20 protein-coding genes are annotated in these 19,543 nt (G+C 35.3%); 4 read left to right on the top strand and 16 right to left on the bottom strand.

What is annotated here, in order from left to right:
* The first annotated feature begins 1 nt into the window (after position 1).
* A complete protein-coding gene (locus U9M49_RS04620; protein WP_322909384.1) occupies positions 2-832 on the top strand; it encodes an AraC family transcriptional regulator in 831 nt (276 codons plus the stop codon).
* On the opposite strand, the gene U9M49_RS04625 is transcribed toward U9M49_RS04620, so the two are convergent.
* From U9M49_RS04625 to U9M49_RS04665, 9 genes are all read right to left on the bottom strand, one after another.
* Positions 763-2,001 carry an MFS transporter gene (locus tag U9M49_RS04625; RefSeq protein WP_322909385.1) on the bottom strand — a complete coding sequence of 413 codons (1,239 nt, stop codon included), beginning with the start codon at positions 1,999-2,001 and terminating at the stop codon, positions 763-765. The genes U9M49_RS04620 and U9M49_RS04625 overlap by 70 nt on opposite strands.
* A gap of 204 nt (positions 2,002-2,205) precedes the next feature.
* Positions 2,206-3,252, bottom strand: coding sequence for a hemolysin family protein (locus U9M49_RS04630; RefSeq protein WP_322909386.1), 1,047 nt, complete (start codon positions 3,250-3,252; stop codon positions 2,206-2,208).
* 2 nt (positions 3,253-3,254) lie between these two features.
* Positions 3,255-4,577 (bottom strand): hemolysin family protein, encoded by a 1,323-nt coding sequence (locus U9M49_RS04635; protein WP_322909387.1) that lies wholly within the window; start codon positions 4,575-4,577, stop codon positions 3,255-3,257.
* Between the two features lie 214 nt (positions 4,578-4,791).
* Positions 4,792-5,985, bottom strand: a complete 1,194-nt coding sequence (locus U9M49_RS04640) for a GTP-binding protein (protein WP_322909388.1) — start codon at positions 5,983-5,985, stop codon at positions 4,792-4,794.
* Between the two features lie 100 nt (positions 5,986-6,085).
* Entirely contained in the window at positions 6,086-6,355 is a 270-nt protein-coding gene (gene rpsN / locus U9M49_RS04645) for a 30S ribosomal protein S14 (RefSeq protein ID WP_307318543.1), read from the bottom strand.
* A gap of 33 nt (positions 6,356-6,388) precedes the next feature.
* Complete coding sequence (gene rpmG / locus U9M49_RS04650; protein WP_095373222.1) at positions 6,389-6,538, bottom strand: 50S ribosomal protein L33; 150 nt, start codon at positions 6,536-6,538, stop codon at positions 6,389-6,391.
* 164 nt (positions 6,539-6,702) lie between these two features.
* On the bottom strand, positions 6,703-7,101 hold the full coding sequence (locus U9M49_RS04655; protein ID WP_307318540.1) for a sporulation protein: 399 nt from the start codon (positions 7,099-7,101) through the stop codon (positions 6,703-6,705).
* A gap of 430 nt (positions 7,102-7,531) precedes the next feature.
* Positions 7,532-7,981, bottom strand: coding sequence for a CoxG family protein (locus tag U9M49_RS04660; protein ID WP_307318538.1), 450 nt, complete (start codon positions 7,979-7,981; stop codon positions 7,532-7,534).
* 36 nt (positions 7,982-8,017) lie between these two features.
* The gene (locus tag U9M49_RS04665) at positions 8,018-9,649 is read right to left on the bottom strand and encodes an FAD-binding protein (protein ID WP_307318536.1); all 1,632 of its coding nucleotides are present in this window, start codon (positions 9,647-9,649) and stop codon (positions 8,018-8,020) included.
* 260 nt (positions 9,650-9,909) lie between these two features.
* On the opposite strand from U9M49_RS04665, the gene U9M49_RS04670 reads away from it, so the two are divergent.
* A complete protein-coding gene (locus U9M49_RS04670; RefSeq protein WP_307318534.1) occupies positions 9,910-10,548 on the top strand; it encodes a TetR/AcrR family transcriptional regulator in 639 nt (212 codons plus the stop codon).
* Positions 10,549-10,620: 72 nt separating this feature from the next.
* The gene (locus tag U9M49_RS04675) at positions 10,621-11,328 is read left to right on the top strand and encodes a 2-phosphosulfolactate phosphatase (protein ID WP_322909389.1); all 708 of its coding nucleotides are present in this window, start codon (positions 10,621-10,623) and stop codon (positions 11,326-11,328) included.
* Between the two features lie 63 nt (positions 11,329-11,391).
* On the opposite strand, the gene U9M49_RS04680 is transcribed toward U9M49_RS04675, so the two are convergent.
* The 6 genes from U9M49_RS04680 to murB form a co-directional block, all read right to left on the bottom strand.
* Positions 11,392-11,823 carry a hypothetical protein gene (locus U9M49_RS04680; protein ID WP_095373216.1) on the bottom strand — a complete coding sequence of 144 codons (432 nt, stop codon included), beginning with the start codon at positions 11,821-11,823 and terminating at the stop codon, positions 11,392-11,394.
* A gap of 161 nt (positions 11,824-11,984) precedes the next feature.
* A complete protein-coding gene (locus U9M49_RS04685; protein WP_095373215.1) occupies positions 11,985-13,721 on the bottom strand; it encodes an ABC transporter ATP-binding protein in 1,737 nt (578 codons plus the stop codon).
* Positions 13,718-15,460: an ABC transporter ATP-binding protein gene (locus U9M49_RS04690; RefSeq protein ID WP_095373214.1), complete on the bottom strand. Its 1,743-nt coding sequence runs from the start codon at positions 15,458-15,460 to the stop codon at positions 13,718-13,720. Before U9M49_RS04690 ends, U9M49_RS04685 begins: the two co-directional genes overlap by 4 nt.
* Before the next feature lie 424 nt (positions 15,461-15,884).
* Entirely contained in the window at positions 15,885-16,667 is a 783-nt protein-coding gene (locus tag U9M49_RS04695; RefSeq protein ID WP_095373213.1) for an ABC transporter ATP-binding protein, read from the bottom strand.
* A 99-nt stretch (positions 16,668-16,766) separates the two neighbouring features.
* Positions 16,767-17,252, bottom strand: a complete 486-nt coding sequence (locus tag U9M49_RS04700) for a flavin reductase family protein (protein ID WP_233435247.1) — start codon at positions 17,250-17,252, stop codon at positions 16,767-16,769.
* On the bottom strand, positions 17,245-18,177 hold the full coding sequence (gene murB / locus U9M49_RS04705) for a UDP-N-acetylmuramate dehydrogenase (RefSeq protein ID WP_095373212.1): 933 nt from the start codon (positions 18,175-18,177) through the stop codon (positions 17,245-17,247). Before murB ends, U9M49_RS04700 begins: the two co-directional genes overlap by 8 nt.
* 129 nt (positions 18,178-18,306) lie before the next feature.
* Between murB and U9M49_RS04710 the strand changes: the two genes are divergently transcribed.
* Positions 18,307-18,549 (top strand): DUF1450 domain-containing protein, encoded by a 243-nt coding sequence (locus U9M49_RS04710; protein WP_095373211.1) that lies wholly within the window; start codon positions 18,307-18,309, stop codon positions 18,547-18,549.
* A 37-nt stretch (positions 18,550-18,586) separates the two neighbouring features.
* On the opposite strand, the gene U9M49_RS04715 is transcribed toward U9M49_RS04710, so the two are convergent.
* Positions 18,587-19,360, bottom strand: coding sequence for an arylamine N-acetyltransferase family protein (locus U9M49_RS04715; protein WP_095373210.1), 774 nt, complete (start codon positions 19,358-19,360; stop codon positions 18,587-18,589).
* Positions 19,361-19,543: the final 183 nt, after the last annotated feature.

Below are 19,543 nucleotides of genomic sequence, written 5' to 3' on the forward strand. Positions count from 1 at the left end.
TATGCAACATGGAAATGTATTAATTCCTTCAAAAAAGGGACTGTTTCTCTATAAAAACACCTTTCAACAAGAAAGCTTATTACGTTCAGATGCTTCGTATAAATTGATATATGCTTTAAACGGACCCATTCATTACCATCTATCACAAAGGGTGGAAAAACTTAAGGTTAATCAATTTATTATGGTTGATCCATTTACACCTCATCAGCAATTATTTGTTGAAAAGCAAAAATTTCTTATTGAAATCAACCCTTCTTTTTTAAAAGATGTGAATGAATCTTTTGGTGTTGAACCTATTGATATTGCATTTGCAGCGGTTATTCAGCTCAATCCAATGATCACGAAATGGATTGAGCTGGTAATTGAAATGATGACACTAGAAGAAGACGATCAACAGCCGATGTTTCGCTTATTCCTTGAGAACAGCTACACACAGCTAGCGATCCTTCTATTAAAACACACGATACATACGAATAACCATCAGCTACCAACAGAGCATTATCAAACCGTAGCACCTGCTATTTACAAAGTTACGTCCTCATTAAAAGAAGCCTATCAATCACCATGGACCCTCAAGGACATGGCAACAATTATTGATTGGGATGTCTATTATTTCTCTCATTATTTTAAGGAAATCGTCGGGGTTTCGCCCTATTCGTGGTTACAAATCTATCGTCTGCAAAGAAGTTTGTTTTCATTGAAACAGAATGATACGACTATTCTCGATACGGCTCTGAACGCAGGTTTTTCATCCATTGCTGTCTATAATCGCCTTTTTAAAAGAGTATATGGCATTTCACCTCGAACATTTCGAAACAACTTCACGAAGTAATAAAATGTGAAGAGACATATAAAAAGGCCACATATTGCAAAGAGGAATCTTACTGGTACAATATGTGAGAATAAACCAAATAATAATAAGGAAAAGGCATTCGCACAATATAAAGTAAATGCGCTAAAACTAAATCCTCGGCCTAACATCTCATCTGGTAGGTGTTTTTGTAACAAATAAACTCTAGCTAACCCTGAAATCGGTAGACCAATCGCTGCGAGGGACACACCAATAAACAAAAATGGGAGCCCATTAACTAAACCGACGATACTAATGCCAGCTCCCCATATAAATGAACCAATTACATATTGCATCATAGTGAATCTTTTGATAAATAAAGGAATGATTACATTAACAACAATGACAAATAGGCCGTACCAACTGGTTAAAATACTGTACCATTCTTCTCCCTTTGTAACCATTTGTTCTACTAACAAAAATAATCCTACTTGCCAGACCCAAGTATGGAAAAATACAATCACAACAGTGATGAAAATGACATTCCTAAGAATATGGTGCTGTATTAACCAGTGAAAAAATTCCTTTAAGGACCTGTAAATTTTTAATTTATTCGTTTTGATGTCACTATGAATGTATACCTTCACAAATGAAAGGAATATTGTACTAACAAGATAGCTAACTATCGAAACTGTAAATAAATGTATTTTACCGATCGTAGCTAAAATGATGAGGTTTCCAACTGGGCCTACTATAACAACACCTCTTGTAATAGAGTCAACTAAACTGTTGGCCGTTGTTCTCTCTTCTTCAACCGTCACTTTCATCAATAACGCTCTACTCGCAGGATCATATAAGCAACCTATTGTATGTATAGATAAACAGAGAAAAATAAGTTGCCAATACTGTAATTGCTGAGTATAAAATAAAACAACCACTATCATGATTATCGGTATTTTAATGATTTCCATCCGAATAAGCCATTTCTTAATAGGAATCCAATCCGCTAATACGCCTCCTATTAATCCAAATAGCAAATATGGCAACACCTGTGCGGCCACCATAGCAGTTACATAGCTAGATGAACCAGTTAATGAGAAAGCAAAAAACAATAAAGCCATATTTATCATCATATTACCTAAACTGGTGAAACTCTTACTTAGTAAATAAAATCTGAATGCCCGGTTGTTTCGTAGAATTGATTGATACATCTCGCTCACCTCACCTACTACCTTATAGTTGAGCGAGGGATTTTTCTGCTATGATATTGCATATATTTTGCACAAGATCATACCACTTCTATTGTTTAGTATCATTCATATCAAAAATATGAAAGATGATAATCCTAATTACGATACCATACGAGGCCTATGGTCGGTCTTAAACTCTCACGCATTAGGTAAATCATATAGTTGTTAGGTTACGCTATAGCCTTCCTCACCAATTTCACCAACAATTTCCTCTAGAACATCCTCCATTGTGACAATACCAACGGCTTGATTTTCTTCATTATGAATAAGTGCCATATGCTTTCTTGTTTTTTGCATCGTTAGTAAAGCTTCCTTAATTGGAGAAGTCTCTAGAAAGTTTGGAATTTCATGAATAAGATCACTGATAGATACATCTTGATCCACTAGACTTTTCGTTAATAATTCCTTTGCATTTATATAACCTTTAATCCTTCCATCTATCTTGTCTTTAACAGGATAACGAGTAAAAGCGTGTTTTTCTAAAATATCTAATAATACGGCAAGGCTCATGTTTTTTTCAAGTGTAATGATACTTGATTTAGGAATCATGATATCTTTTAGTTTTCGTTCATCAAAACTAAAAATATTTTCTAAATAAGTAAGTTCTGCTTGGTTAATCTCACCACTTTCAAAGCTTTGTGTGGCAATCAACTTTATTTCTTCTTCTGTATGCGCTGTTTCATGTTTCGACGGTTCGACACCAAACAATCTTAGAAGACTTTGCGAAGCTCCATTTAAGAATTTGATAAACGGTTTTGTTATTTTCCCAAACCAATATAATGGTGGAGCAAGTAACAATGTCATCTTCTCTGAATATTGGATCGCCAATGTTTTTGGAGCTAATTCTCCAAAGACAACGTGGAAAAACGTGACAATCGCTAAAGCAATGAAATACGACAATAAAGTGGCTGTTGCTTTAGATACTTCGAATCGTTCAAAAACAGGATGTAAAATTTTTTCTACTGTTGGCTCACCCAATGCACCGAGTACGAGGGCGGTAACAGTAATTCCTAATTGGCATGCCGATAAATGATAATCGAGCCCCACAACCACTTTTTTCGATATTTTAGCCTTTTTATTTCCTTCTTCAATCAGTTGGTCAATTCGTGACATTCGCACCTTAAGAATAGCGAACTCTGCACCAACAAAAAATGCGGTTAAAATAATAAACACAACAACAAGAAATAGATTTAAAATAATCATACCGTCCATTCTCAATCCCCTTTGGGTTCACCTCCAATATGAAGTCCTTCTAATTGTACTCTTTGGATTTGTAGTTGTTTTACTTTCATTACTGTCCAAGTGAGACCGTTTTCTTCTATGACATCTCCCTTTTTTGCCATGCCCGCTAATTTTTGATGAATCCAACCGCCTAATGTATCAATTTGATCACTATTTGCGAAGGTAATCCCAAATTTTTCTTCTAAATCAGCCAATAAAACGCGTCCAGAGATACAGTATTTGTTAGGTGCACGATACTCAATTTCTTCGACTTCCTCTTCGTCAAATTCATCGCGAATTTCACCAACAATTTCTTCTAAAATATCTTCTATCGTAAGTAAACCAGAGGTACCACCGTATTCATCCACAACTATCGCCATGTGAACACCGGTTTTTTGCATTTTGATGAATGCGTCGTATATTTTTGTTGTTTCTAAAATAAACGGAATAGATTGAATAAAATCAGACAAGTGATAATCCCTTTTGCCTGCCATCTTTGCCAACATTTTTTTAACATTAACGATGCCGATCACTCGATCCTTAGTTTCATCTATAACAGGATATCTTGTAAAATTATGTTCTATCATGGTTTGCGCAATTTCTTCCTTCGCCATGTTCTGCTCGAACACAGCCATATTAATTCTCGGAACCATGATATCTTTGGCCACCCTTTCATCAAAGGAGAAAACATTTTCCATATACTCGAGTTCGGTTTGGTTAATTTCACCGCCTTGATAACTTTGCGTCATCACAATTTTCAATTCTTCTTCCGTATAGGAATCTTCTTTTGCTTTTGCCGGCACGCCAAACATACGTAATATTACTCTTGATGTTCCATTAAGTAACCAAATGAAAGGAAACATGATTTTTCCGAACCAGTAAAGAGGGGGCGCTAATAATAAGCTCATTCTTTCGGCAAATTGAATCGCTAAGGTCTTAGGTGCCATTTCACCGACAACTACATGTAGAATGGTTACTAAAATAAAGGCAATGGCATATGAAAGAACTGATGATAATGATTGTGAAATATTTAACCAATCAAAAACAGGATATAATATCTTCTCAACGGTTGGCTTACCAAGGGAACCAAGTCCTAAAGCTGTTACGGTAATCCCCAGTTGGCAAGCTGATAAATTATAATCTAAGTTATCTGCTACCCTCTTGACAGTAATTGCTTTTTTATTCCCCTCATCAATAAGCTGATCAATCCGTGACATTCTTAGTTTGACAACAGCAAATTCAGCTGCTACAAAAAAACCGGTCGCAAAGATCAAGAAGGCCAGTAGTAGTAAATTTAATATTGTAATCAGATCCATAAGACACCACCAGTATTAAAATTGTATTTTATTAATGTGTCCATTCTTATATCATGTACTCATGCATTTGTAATGATTAGTTAACCTCTAATATCAAAGGCTAAAATGCATAACAGTATCTTATGAAAACTCCTATTAAAAATAAAAACGAGGAAAGAAAATAATTTTTCTTTCCTCGACAACATCAACATGTTTTATAACTGGACCGATTTATCTAACTATTGATTGTCCAGCTAAATGGATCTGGCAGTTCATCCCACTTGGCATCATACTCACTTGGTGATAACAAGCAGTCATCTAATTCTTTTGTTATTAAATCTACATCAATATCCATTCCAATAAACACAAGTTTAGTATGACGATCACCAAATTCCACATCCCAATCATCTAACAAACTAGGGTTTTCCTTTAAGGTCTCATCTTTTTCCTTCTCTGGTAGTGATGCTACCCAATAGGATATGGGCTGCATCATTACAGAAGGACCAGCTTGTGACATTAATATAGCTAAGTTATTTCTGCTCGCGCACCAAACAATCCCTTTTGATCTAACTATTTGTGATGGCATTTTTTGACACCAAGTATTAAAACGTTCAGTATGGAAAGGGTATTTTCGGTAATAGACAAAAGATGAAATGCCATACTCTTCTGTTTCAGGCGTATGATCAGAAGGACCGATCGAGAGCTCTTGTAACCAACCTGCAGATTGACTCGCTTCATCAAAATCGAAAAGCCCAGTATTTAATATTTCATTCGGATTTACTTCACTATTTACCGTACGAATAATCTTCGCTTGTGGCTGCAGTGTTCTAATCACTTTTTCTAATTTATCAAGGGCTATATCATTTACTAAATCACACTTATTTAATATAAGCACATCGCAAAATTCAATCTGGTCAATGAGTAAATCAGCGATATTTCTATCATCTTCTTCCCCAATTGCCTCCCTACGTTCTAATAATGTGTCTCCTGATTCAAAATCATGCCAAAATCGATTCGCATCAACAACCGTTACCATCGTATCTAATTTACAAAACCGAGTTAAATCTATATTCATTTCTTCATCGATATAAGAAAAGGTTTGTGCTACAGGGACAGGTTCGCTAATACCTGAAGATTCAATCAGTATGTAATCTACTTCACCTTGTTTAGCTAATCGTTCAACTTCTATAAGTAAGTCTTCTCGAAGAGTGCAGCATATACATCCATTTGACATCTCCACCAATTTTTCCTCCGTTCGAGAAAAGTTTCCTTGTTTTCGAACAAGTTCACTATCGATGTTTACTTCACTCATGTCATTTACAATGACTGCTACTTTTAAACCGTTTCTATTATTTAATATATGATTTAATAATGTTGTCTTACCGGAACCTAGATAACCACTAAGAACGGTCACTGGAATTTTTTTCATTGTTAAACACCCCTATAATTCAAAATGATTACGATTTAAGAATTAAAAAAATACTCTTCTTATCTTCGTTTATATACTCCCATCTAATAAGGATTGTAGATTACCAGCTCGATTTTTTAACGCCTGGTATTTGACCTTTATGTGCATATTCGCGAAAAGCTATACGAGACATCTTAAATTTTCTAAGATAACCTCTAGGTCTTCCGGTTAATTCGCATCTGTTTTTTAACCTTGTCGGGGACGAATCTCTCGGTAGTTTTCTAATACCTTGAATGTCACCTTTTTCTTTCAGCTCCTTCCGAATTTCTGCATATTTTTTCACTAATTCTTGCCGTTTCTTTTCTTTTGCTATTTTAGATTTCTTAGCCAACTTTCACCATTCCTTTTCTATATTCTAAATTCTCTACTTTGTTTCTCTATGCAAAGTTTTTCTCTTTAACCGTGGACAATATTTCATCAGTTCAATTCTATCTGGATGATTTCTTTTATTCTTTGAAGTAATGTAATTTCTATCACCCGTCTCTGTGCAGGCTAGTGTGATTTTAACTCTCAATTTTTTATCTCCTTTCCGTTTCCTATTCATAAAAAACTAAAAACAATCAGATACTTTCAACTCATAGTATAAAACGTAATCATTACGATTTGCAAGTGTTTTTTACTCCTTTATAAAAAAGAGCCATCATTTTGTATGATCGCTCTATCCTTTGATTATTTAATTTACATAGTTGCTAAGGGGCTAATTTTCACTGCAACTCTTACTGATTGCTCTAATTTATGATCGAGCATAAAGTTCGCTTGAATATAATAATCATTATCTTGAGCATTCATCTCATTTGCTGATGGAATTTCCAATGTAAATACTGTTTCTTTCTGCTCATTCGGTTGGACAGGAATCGAACAAAATACAGAGTGAGATCTCACAATTTCTTCTTTATCATTTTTTTGGTTGCAAGCAATCAAATCAATATCATATCTTCTAATCTTCTGTGGGATGAGACCACCAAAAAATTTTATGCCACCTTCAATAATATGGCCTTCTTTATATTCTTTTTCATTAGTAGATAAATGAATTTTCTTCATTCCTATACCCATTTTTAGAGCATATTTTTTAAGCATTCTAGCTATGTCACCTATACCTTCTTATATATTGTTTAATAACTATGTTTGTAATCGTACTAACCTATAATAGTATATGATAGAAATAATGGTAAAGAATTTTTTTTACATAATTATTTTTTAAAATTATTTATCCTTCTTTTAACCTTAAAATTATAAGCTTTCAATCAGTAACGCATTTTACTAAACAATTAATCAATTCCATTACTCCCTTTTTGAAAGTGAAACGTTACAATTGTCTAACATTTCTTTAGGTAATTAACCAAAAGATAAAGTGCAACGTTATAGTTCTTTAAATTATATAATGCTCATCTACCTTTGACAAGATAAAAACATGTGCTAATAAAAAATTTACTTTGTTTTTACATTCGTTGATAATAAGAAACAAAAACATTCGCCAAGAAATAAGCGAATGTTTTATCATGATTGTTTATGCATTTACAACTTCATAAATCTTCCCACCAACAGCTTCAGTTAATTCTTCAGTTGTTTTTGGTACAAATGATTTTAGGATTTGATTAATCATTGGACCCATAGCACCACCGGCCGTGATGTCCAGATTACCCGTCATTTCCGTGGTTCGATCATTAACAACAACAGCATTAAAATAACCGCCTCCTTTAAAGTTATCCGAAATCCCCTTTAAATCGAAGGTAACTGTTGTTGGTTCTTTCCATTCTATAATATTTATTTTTAGCTTAACTGTTTTTTTCATAAACCCTAAATCACCTTTAAAAGCCCAAGTCGATTCATTTTCATTGAGAATTTCATGTTCGATGTAACCAGGGACTAATGGGGCCCATTTGTTCATATCGCTTACAAAAGACCAGATTTCTTCAATTCCCACTGGTAACGTAATGGTATGTGTTCCTGCTGGCATATATATGCACTCCCTCACTTTTTGTATTTAACTTCATCATTCATTTTCTTGACTTATAGCCAATCCTGCTAAGTAACCAAATGTAAGTGCAGGCCCAATTGTTCCACCAGCGCTAACATATCCTTGGCCGAAGATGCCCATCGCTGCATTTCCTGCTGCATATAAACCTTTAATCTTATTACCACGTAAACTGATTACTTGTCCGTTTTCATCTATTTTTGGTCCCCCATTTGTGCCTAAGCTCCCAAAGTGAACTTGTACAGCGTAGAAAGGACCTTTTTCAATCTTTCCAAGGTTTAGTTCCTTATTACCTCCGCCAAGTGCTAAACCTTCAAAGAAAGTTGTTCCACGGTGGAAATCTTTATCTTCCCCTGCTTCAACTTGGCTGTTCCAACGATTTACAGTTTCTTCTAGGGCATCTGGATTGATATCAATCTTACTAGCCAATTCTTTTATGCTATCTGCTCTCGTCATCCATTCTGGTGCATCTTCACCTGGCATAACAGTAACAATCATGGAAGCGTCTTTTACTTGTTGATCAAAAATCATCCAGTTATTTTTTTCGTTTGGCCATTCTACATTCACTGGATCAAATTCATAAAATGACTTTGGTAAATCATTGTAGGTCGTTCCTTCATGGACGAAACGTTTCCCTTTACCATTTACAATAATACTATTAGGACCCGTACGACCGCCTGAAGCTAATTGGTTCATCACACGATCCTCATATTCAAACGTGGGATCTTGCATTGTCGGATACCACCAAGCCTCACTCATATTCCCTAATGCTGCTCCAGCTTCCATGGCCATAATTAAGCCATCGCCTTCATTCCCCCAAGGTGTAAGTGGATGAGTAATCTCACCTTTTAAAAAGGTTTTAATTAATTCCTTGTTCCATTCAAAACCACCTGAACCTAACATCACTCCTTTTTCGGTACGGTAATAAATTTGATTGTCTTTATTTTCAGCAATGAGGCCAATGACTTCACCTTCGTCATTTAACACAAGCTCTTTACCTGATGTTTCCATCACAATATCGATACCTCGATCTAAACAACCTTTAACCAATCCAGCGATTAGTGATCGTCCCATTGTCACAATATTATTTTCCATTCGCTCTGCGACCTTTACGAAGTCAATTCCACCAATTGCTCCACCTTCTTCAAGTGTTAAAGGTGGGAAAGTTGGATTGTGACGAATGAGTGCTCCCCATTCACCAATTTCATTTAAATCGTATGGAAGGGGATCTAATGAACGTCCCTTTCTAGAACCCTCAAAATAACTATAATATTCTGGATAACTTCCCGGTACAGCGAATCTTACCGGAGTATGCTCATATAAATAATCAATCGCTTTGTAAGCGTTATCAACGTATACCTCAAGCAATTTCGGATCTGGTACTTTGCCACCAGTTACACGATTAATATAGGCAAGTGCATCTTCTCTTGTATCCTCTAATCCTACTTCTTTCATATATCTGTTTAACGGTATCCATGGTACACCACCTGAAAAAGCTGTTGTTCCACCGATTTGATGAGTCTTTTCTAAAACAACAACTTTAGCTCCTTGGTCGTGTGCCGTAATGGCTGCAACTAATGCTGCTCCCCCTGTTCCCATGACAACGACATCGGTTTCATAATCCCATTTCTCTGGTTTCTTTGCAGACATCTCTTTTCCCCCTTATCCCAACGATTAAATTGAATTTTTTAAAAATAATAGTTTAACTATCATGGGTATTTTATCATGCGGCCGTTTGTTAGTAAATAAGTTTTTTTACAATTGTAAATTATTTTTTAATGCTATCATTTATTTTATTTTTCTGTTCGTACCCTTAGAAAAGAGAAATTCATGAAATAGTTATGATAATATAAATGAAATATAGTTATGCTTATGCATTCGCAAAAAATATGAGGAGTTAAGCCGGTATTATGAGAGAGAATACGAAAAAGAAAAAGAGAGAAAAGATTTTACAAAGTGCAGAAATTCTATTTGTTGAAAATGGTATTGAAAAAACAACAATGAATGACATAGCAGTCAAAGCAGAAATGGGTGTTGCAACGATATTTAGACATTTTCCAAAAAAAGATATGATTGTCGATGAGGTTGCTGCTGAGAAATTGAAAATATTGCTTTCTTTTATGGAAGAATTGAGTAAAAAAGAAGATATCTCGTACCTTGAAAAAATCACCTACCTTTTGGATTTCTTCATTTTTCATTCAAACAAAGAATCAGGCGCATTACCGAAAATTTTAGACTATATCGTCAATTACATTGCTGTCAACAATTTTTCCTTTGAAGAAAATCGATGTTATTTAAATGTCCGAGATCAATTGTTTAGCCTTTTTTTCGACATGATTGATGCTGGCGCTAATGATGGAACAATTCGCTCAGATATTAATGCCAGAGAAGTAATTCCAACCATTATTAACAATTTCACTGTTTTCACATTTAAACTTGCTGTACAAAGCAAAACTAATATAATCGAACCGGAATTACCTGCGCAGCATCAACTAGTAACAATGAAAAATGTTATCTTAAACTATTTAACCGCGAATGCAGCAAAATAAAGTCATTTAGAAAAGAGGAGAATAATCATTTCATACTTACCTGAATGTCAGATAGAATGGGGAAAACGTGGTGTGAGAGAAGCAGCAAATCGAGGAGATATTGTGATTATTGTTGATGTCCTCAGTTTTTCTTCTACAGTTGTAACAGGTTTAAATTATGGAGCAATCATATATCCTTATCCCCCTCATTTAAATGGCAAAGCATACGCGCAATCATTGGGAGCGCAATATATTCTTGGGAGAGCTGAGGCAGCGAGATTAGGTGCACCCACTTTATCACCTGTTACATTTAACCACTCACATGATAGGCAAAAATATGTTTTGAGTTCCTTAAATGGTGCCTTTTGTACTTGGATTGCCTCCCATATACCAGCTTTATTCATTGGCTCTTTATTAAACGCTTCTGCAGTAGCATCAGCTGCAAATCAATTATCCGCTTCATTAAACGCTAATATTACTGTTGTTCCTTGTGGAGAATTATGGAATGGCGTGAAAGAATTTGAAGACTCCCTTCGTCCTGCAATGGAAGACTACTTGGGGGCTGGGGCCATCCTTTCTAGGATAGAAGGAAAGCGATCAGCTGAGGTGCAAGTGTGTATTGGCGCTTTTCAGTATTCAAAATCAACACTTAGTAGATTAATATGGGAATGTACGAGTGGAGTAGAATTAAGAGAAAGAGGGTTTGAAAAAGATGTGAAGCATTGTAGCCGTTTAAATATTTACCAAACCGTTCCTATATTAAAAAACCAACATTTTTCCGAGTATACAACAACGATATGAAGAAGCAATCCACGATAATGTTCACAATTGCTTCTTCTTTGGTAGCTTTTAATCTTGTCATCTTCATCTTAAGCTGTTTGATTCGCCAATTATAAGTGTCACTATTTGGTAGAAATCTCGTTGTGCTATGAGGAAGTGGGGATGATTTTCGTCATCTAATAACATAATATAAGGTTCTTCTTCTTCAGGAATAATTAATACCATTTCGTTGATAAAATCATTAAACCATTTGTTTTTTACGGTCAATGATGGTGCCAACGGAATACGAACCATATAGCCGTCTTTAGGCATAGGATTAATCTTCACATATATCCCATTGATTGATTGAAGAATGGATGTTGCTTCTTGTTGTATTTGTTCATTAGGGGGGCGTTTTTTTACAACGTCGTTGACTTCCACATCAAACAATTCCACTTGCGGAAGTCCTTGTGCTGAAACTGTTGAAACAAATGATAATAATAGTGCGAAAAAAAGTAAGATCAACATTTTTTTCATCTTAATCACCTCTATTATTAACTTTTCCCTCAAGATTTTTTTTACTCTTAATTGTGTATTTATTAATTTTCTTCCTATTGAATATTTGGAACATAGTTCGTTTAATTTATTAGTTAAATAAAAAAACCAATCTAAGATTTATACTCAGATTGGTTTTTTTCTTATGCTTGTAAAGATTTCGCTTGCATCTCGTACATTTGTTCGTATATACCGCCTGCTGCAATGAGCTCTTCATGACTGCCTTGTTCTTTGATTTCACCTTTATCAAGCACCAAAATGCGGTCAGCATTTTTAATTGTAGACAGTCTATGAGCGATGATAAAAGTGGTTCTTCCTTGTTTTAGAACATTCATTGCGTTTTGAATAATCTCTTCCGTTTCTGTATCGATATTTGATGTTGCTTCATCGAGGATTAGGATCGCTGGATCGAAAGCGAGCGCCCGTGCAAACGAGATTAATTGTCTTTGACCGGAAGACAAAGTACTTCCTTTTTCAATTACCGGTTCATCTATCCCTTTTTCTAAATGTGATAGCACTCGATCAGCACCAACTGACTGAATCGCATGCTCCACTCTTTCTCTTGTAATATTAGGTTGATTTAAACTTACATTCGAAGCAATAGTCCCGGTAAAAAGATACGGGTCTTGTAAAACTATCCCCATATGTTCACGAATCGTTTGTCGTGGTATCGTCGTAATATCCACTCCATCAATATAAATTTTACCGATTGTTGGATCATAAAAGCGAAATAATAAGTTCATAATCGAGCTTTTTCCTGAACCTGTATGACCCACGAGCGCAATCGTTTCTCCCTTTTTTGCTTGGAATGAAATATCCTTTAAAACAAAATCAGGTTCTTTATATGCGAAGGATACTTGATCAAACACCACATGCCCTTTATATTTTGGTATCTTTTCATTAGATACCTTCTCACCTTTTAGTGCTAAGACTTCAAATACACGATTACCGGCTACGAGTGAACGCTCCATTTGCGAAAATTGATTCACAATATTTGTAATCGGATTAAAAAGTCTTGTTAAATAGTCAACAAAAGCATATAGTGTTCCAGCTGTCACTATTTGTGTACCACTAAATGATTGTGTCCCAAAATAAATGATAAAACATGTAAATAACAGTAGCCTTAACGTATTTACAAGGTTATGAGAAGTCGCAGAATCAAGAATAATTAGCTTTCTCTCATATTGATAATGTTCTTCATTCATTTCATCAAACTCTTTCGTCATTTGTTTTTCTCGACGGAAAGCTTGAATAATAGTCATCCCTTGAATGGATTCATTGATCATTGCATTAATATCAGCAATTTTTGTTCGGATCACGTCATTATACTGTGAAGCATACTTTCTATATAGAATCATCCAAATATAAACGATTGGTATCATAACGAGTGCGATTAAAGCCATTTTCCAGTTCAAAATGAATAGGGCAATATAGACACCAGTTATAGAAATGGCACTCGTAGCAAAACTCGAAAGTACTTGCACAAATAAGTTTCTTATTGCCTCTGTATCATTTGTCACTCTTGCAACAATTTTACCAGATGGTAATTGATCAAAAAAACCAATTGGTAATGTTTGAATATGCTTGAATACATCTTTTCTTAATGCTTGAATAATTCTATTTGAACCCTTTTGTAATTGTAAATACATAAAATAACGGAAAATAGCCGTACAAATTGATAACGAGAAATATAGAATGAGTAAGTATAGAATTGGTGTAAAGTCAAATTGGCCGACTGTCATATGATTATCAATGATGTGTTTAGCAATAAAGGGGCCCGCTAGGTCAGTGAACACTGCAATGGATAGAAATAACAACCCGAGTAAAATGGTGCCTTTAAACCTTAGCGCATACGATAATAATTGTTTGCCTGTGCTCATGAATTGGCCCCCTCTAGCTGTTGGCGTACATACTGTTCTTTATACCAACCGTCTTCATTAATTAAATCATCATGTGTACCTACTTGTGTAATCACACCATTATCTAAAACAATAATTTGATCTGCGTGTTGAATACCTGATAAACGATGTGTTGTAATAATTGTCGTTTTTCCCGCTCTTTCGCGTTGAATATTGCTGATAATTGCAGACTCTGTTTTTGCATCTACAGCAGATAAGGAATCATCTAATATTAAAATATCAGGATCTTTAATTAATGCGCGAGCAATCGATACCCGCTGCTTTTGTCCCCCTGATAAGGAAACACCTTTTTCACCTACTAACGTATTTAACCCGAGCGGAAGATAAGCTAAATCTTTTGTAAAAGCAGCCAAATCAATCGCTTTTTCTATTTCTTCGTCTGTGGCATCTTCTTTACCGAATAATATATTTTCTTTAATTGTTCGAGAAAAAAGCACGTGACTTTGCGGTACATAACCAATCCAATCTAATACTTGTTCTTTCGTCTGTTGGGAAAGGTCGATATCATCAATAGATATTCCTCCTTCTCCTAAAGGATACTCCCTCAACAATTGGCGAATAAAGGTCGTTTTCCCTGCGCCTGTTTTACCCACAATTCCTAACGTTTCACCACTTCTTAAGCTTAAATTAATATTTGAGAGGTTAACGACTTTACTCGTAGGGTATTGAAAGGTTAACTCTTGGAATTGTAAAGTATGGGGCTTATCGACTGCTAAAGGTTTTGTTGGCGGCATGATATCCGCTTCATAATTTAATGTCTCTTGCACCCTGTCTAAAGAAGCGTTCCCTTGTTGCATCACATTGATTAACTCACCAATAGCAAAGATTGGCCAAACCGCTAATCCTAAATAAACATTAAAGGTAACTAATTGCCCAACAGATAAGTCTCCATTAGCCACTAATACTGATCCATAACCTAGTGCGACAATATAACTAATGCCGGTTCCAATTGTTGTGATTGGATTGAATAAAGCATTTATCTTGGCGGTATGCATATTTTTCTCAAAAACATCTTCACTCATATCAGCAAAACGTTGTTCATCTGCCTTCTCTTGCACATAGGCGCGAATAACTCTAACACCAGAGACGGATTCTAAAACACTATCATTCATCTCGCCAAAAGCATCTTGTGCTCTCATATACCTTTCATGGACAAGTTTGCCATAATATTGAATTAATATGGCCATAACTGGGACAGGTAACATGGCGAAAAAAGTAAGTTCCCACGAGATCATGAAGCCCATCGCTAAGATAATACCACCGAGAAAGAAAGTAGAGTCAATCAACGTCATAATCCCAAATCCTGCGGTTAACGAGACAGCATTCAAATCATTGGTCGCCCTGGCCATAAGATCTCCGGTGCGATTTTTTTCATAAAAAGTCGGTGTCATACGCAGAAATTGGCTCATTAATTTTCGCCGCATTAATCGTTGCAAGTTGACGGATCCTTCGAATAGACCGTATTGCCAAAAGAAATTTAACATATAGCTAAAAATAATAATACCTAAGAAGACCGCTACATACTGAATGAGTAAATCACGCGTCATTTCACCTTCTGTAATGTAATCAATAATGACCCCAATTAAGTACGGTGGAATAATTTCTAATACAGTAGCTAACATCAATAATAGAACGGCGATACCGTATTGCTTTTTGTATTTTTTGAAAAACCAACCGAGTTTCTTTAACACATCAAACATTTATTTCACAACCTTTCCTCTCTTGCTGTCTGATTCCTCTACCCACAACCTATACGCTGCTTTTTTAATAGTAATATTCTTTGTTTTCTGTTCATCTTTAACATCCCCTTATCCTTATTCAACTATCTATTAGAAAAACTCGACTTGCACCGAAATTTACATGGCAAGTCTCTGTTTATCTCCCCTATTTACTTCTCCAAAAAAAAGAAAATGCGGCCCCCATAAAGAGGCCGCATTTCTCTTCTAAGGTATGAACGTGTTGCCATACCTCTATTCATTAAAAGAATAAAGCATTATCGAAAAAAAGGTAGGGACGAATATGAATTTGTATTCATGAATGCCTTCACTCTTGCTTTCATCGTCCTTACCTCCTCTCATTTGTAAATAGCGTCTTTTGAATATTACCACTATTTTCATATTTGTGTCAATATGTTTTTTTCAAAGACATTCTTTTTGAATACCTGTCTACTTCAACTGTTATGCCAAAAAAATCAGTTAATGTTTCACTCGTAAGTAACTCAGATGTATTTCCACTTTTAAATACCGTACCGTCTTTGATTAATAGAGATTTATTGAAAATAGGAATGATTTCTTCAATATGATGGGTAACGAAAATAATGGTCGGCGCTTCTTTTTGTTTTGAGATACGAGCAATTGAATCCAGCAGCTGTTCACGAGAAACAAAATCTAGTCCCGTTGTTGGTTCATCAAGAATGAGCAATTTTGGATGGGCCATTAGGGCACGAGCGATTAATATTTTTTGTTTCTCACCTTGAGAGCAAGTTTGATAAGTTTCATTCTGTAATTGGGTTAAATGGAATTGCTCTAACCATTCATTTGCTTCTTCAATATCATCCGTTGAAGGTTCTTCATAAAGTCCGATAGATGCGTATTTCCCACTTACTATAATATCTTGTACTCGCTCATATGGACGAATCTTCTCTTGAAAAGAAGAGGATACCCATCCAATGGATTGCCTTACTTGCTGTATATCTACTTTTCCGTATGTATGACCCAATACTGAAATTTGTCCACTTGTTGGCCAAATATAGCCCATAACCATATTTAATAATGTGGTCTTTCCTGATCCATTTAAACCAAGCACTGCCCAATGATCCCCATTATTTACATGCCAATTCATATTTTGTAGGATGAGCTCCTGATTTCTTGACCAGTAGACATTTTCTATTTGAAGCACTGTATCCATCTTTACCTCCTAAAAACCAAAAATTCTGTTATTTACATCATAAAAAAACAGAACGGTGCTTTTGGCTTTTGTCCGTCCTGTTTATGTAAATTATTCATTTCACTCATAAAAACTGTCAGGAATACCTGCGAATTTACGCTTATGATATAATAACGGTTCTTTTTTATTGCTTTCTATATCAACCACTTTTCCCACTAAAATACTGTGGTCGCCAGCTTCAATTGTGTCATGCATCTCACATTGAAATACACCAGCACAATCAGCAATAATTGGCAATCCATTGGCTGATTCAGACCAATCAGTATTTTTAAAACGATCAAGACCTTTTGAAGCAAATAATGAACAAACTTCTGCTTGATCATGAGCTAATACATGGACAGCAAATTTTTTCGTTTGCGTGAACTTCTCATAAGAAGATACTCTTTTATCTATTGACCACAATAATAACATTGGATCTAATGAAACAGAAGCGAATGAATTCACCGTTAAACCGATAGGTGTGCCTTCTTCGTCCATCATTGTGACAACAGTGACACCTGTAGGGTAATTACCCATGACTTCTTTAAATAAATCTGTTTTACTCATGATTCTTTCCCCTTTCATTCTCCTCATAATCCCCTAAAATTTGTACTTCTCTTTCTAGCTTCACACCAAAATTGGCAAAGACCTTTTCTTGTACAAGATGAATGAGCTGAATATAATCACTAGCAGTCGCTTCATTCATATTCACCATAAAACCTGCATGTTTCGTCGACACTTGCGCGCCCCCAACCGTTAAGCCCTGTAAGCCGCTATCTTGAATCAACTTCCCAGCGAAGTATCCAGGAGGTCGTTTAAAGACACTACCACAAGAAGGATACTCTAGTGGTTGTTTCGATTCTCTCGCAAAGGTAAATTCATCCATCTTTGCTTTTATGTCTGCTTTATTTCCTTTTTGTAGCGTGAATGTCGCTTCTAGTACAATTAGCTTTTTCTTAGCAAATGCACTTGTACGGTAAGCAAAATCGAAGTCTTCTGGTGTTAGCGTTAATAACTCACCTTCCGTATTTAAAGCAATGACCTTTGTTAATACATTCGAGATTTCACCACCGTATGCCCCTGCATTCATAAATACCGCACCGCCTACACTTCCTGGTATCCCGCATGCGAACGCTAACCCATCTAACCCGTGTTCATATGCAGTACGAGAAACATGAATAATTTCAGCGCCACTACCTGCTGTTATTTGTTTTTCATTAACAGAAATATCATTAAAATGATTCAGGTTTAACACAATTCCAGGTAAACCATGATCACTAATAATGACATTTGCTCCTTTTCCAAGTAAAGTTAGAGGAATCTTTTTATCGAAGGCAAATTTTACGACCTTTTGTGCGTCTTCAGTATTTCTTGGCTGTACGTAAATTTCCGCCTCGCCACCAACCTGTATATATGTATGTTTTGACATCGGCTCTTGATGATAGATATCACTATTCGTTAATAGCTGACGTAATGTTTCTTTGATGTTCATTTTTTTACTCCAATCTGTTATGCTTTACAAAAAGTCAATGCATTTTTATACTGAAAGGTATAAAAATAAAATAACATGAAATCATGTATTTATCTAGTACTTTGTGAGACGAAAGAAAGTGTGATAACCATGGGTTTAATATTACTAGAAATTTGCGACATGAACCTCTTGTCAGAAGAAGCGTTGCAAGCACTATTAGAAAAATATCCCGAAGTAGCTGTTATGAGCTATGATTGTCAAAACTTATGTGGTCTTTGCAAAATGAGACCATATGCGCTTGTAAACGGACAAAGGATATTTGGAAAAGACTTGCCGGAATGCATTGAAAATATACGCATTAAAATAGAAGAGGAACTGGCATTGTTCGCATAATTCATTCACACTGGAGCCTAATAAAGGCTCCAGTTTTTTATTTATTCTTTAATGTAATCCCAAATAGATCTTTAGCTAATTGTAAAAATTCAGCTGTTGCTACTTTTCTTTTCGTTATATTTCCCCCTACATTTAGGGTATAGGAACTTTCTGTCAACGTAACCGTTTCATATTCTCTAATAGATGTGAATAGATAACCCTTATTAAAAGGTGATGATTCACTATGAATAATGGTGTCTTGTATGGTTGTTAATTCATCTTCTGATTGTATAGTGTTTGCCAAAGAGAATTTATACCCTGTTTTCCAATCATGTACACCGTTTTTTTTCATATTTAAAATATATTCATCGTTATTGTATGTGATTCTAAAAAAACCGTTCGCTGATTTGACTTCTTCACCGTCTAACGGTACAGCTTTTAAAGGTAAATTATTGCCAAAACCTGTATCTACTAAGAAAGGTTTATTTTCTTTAGTGAGAATGATAAATACATGCGTGTCCCCAGTACTTGACCATGTTTGATTAGTGTGATCATAGACATTCCCTTTTACTAATTTTACATCTAATCCTTCATCTTTTAATACATAAAAAAGCAAAGGGTTCAAATGATAGCAAACACCACCAAATCCATTGTTTAAACAAGTTTCTTCAATTAATTCTTTCGTAATAGGTGTTGTACTTCTCGCCATAATACTCGTGTTTTCAAACGGGAAGATATTTGTTGTTTTTCTTAGAACTTCGTCCAGATTATTAAATGTAATCTTCTCTTGAAAATGAATTTTCTCTTTAAACTTCATAGTCAAGTCTGTCATTGTTCATCATCCTTTGGTATAACTTCACTCTACTATAACACTCTTCGGCTATCTCATAAATGAATCTGCATAAGTTTGGCGAGCTCAAGGTATATTTCTGTTTCTTTGAATTACTGAGAATTATTTAAAAAGACAAAATAATCATTCCTCCTATCACAGATTGCCTACTATTTTATTCCTAAA

The organism is Cytobacillus sp. OWB-43, from assembly GCF_034651445.1.
Taxonomy (GTDB): domain Bacteria; phylum Bacillota; class Bacilli; order Bacillales; family Cytobacillaceae; genus Cytobacillus; species Cytobacillus kochii.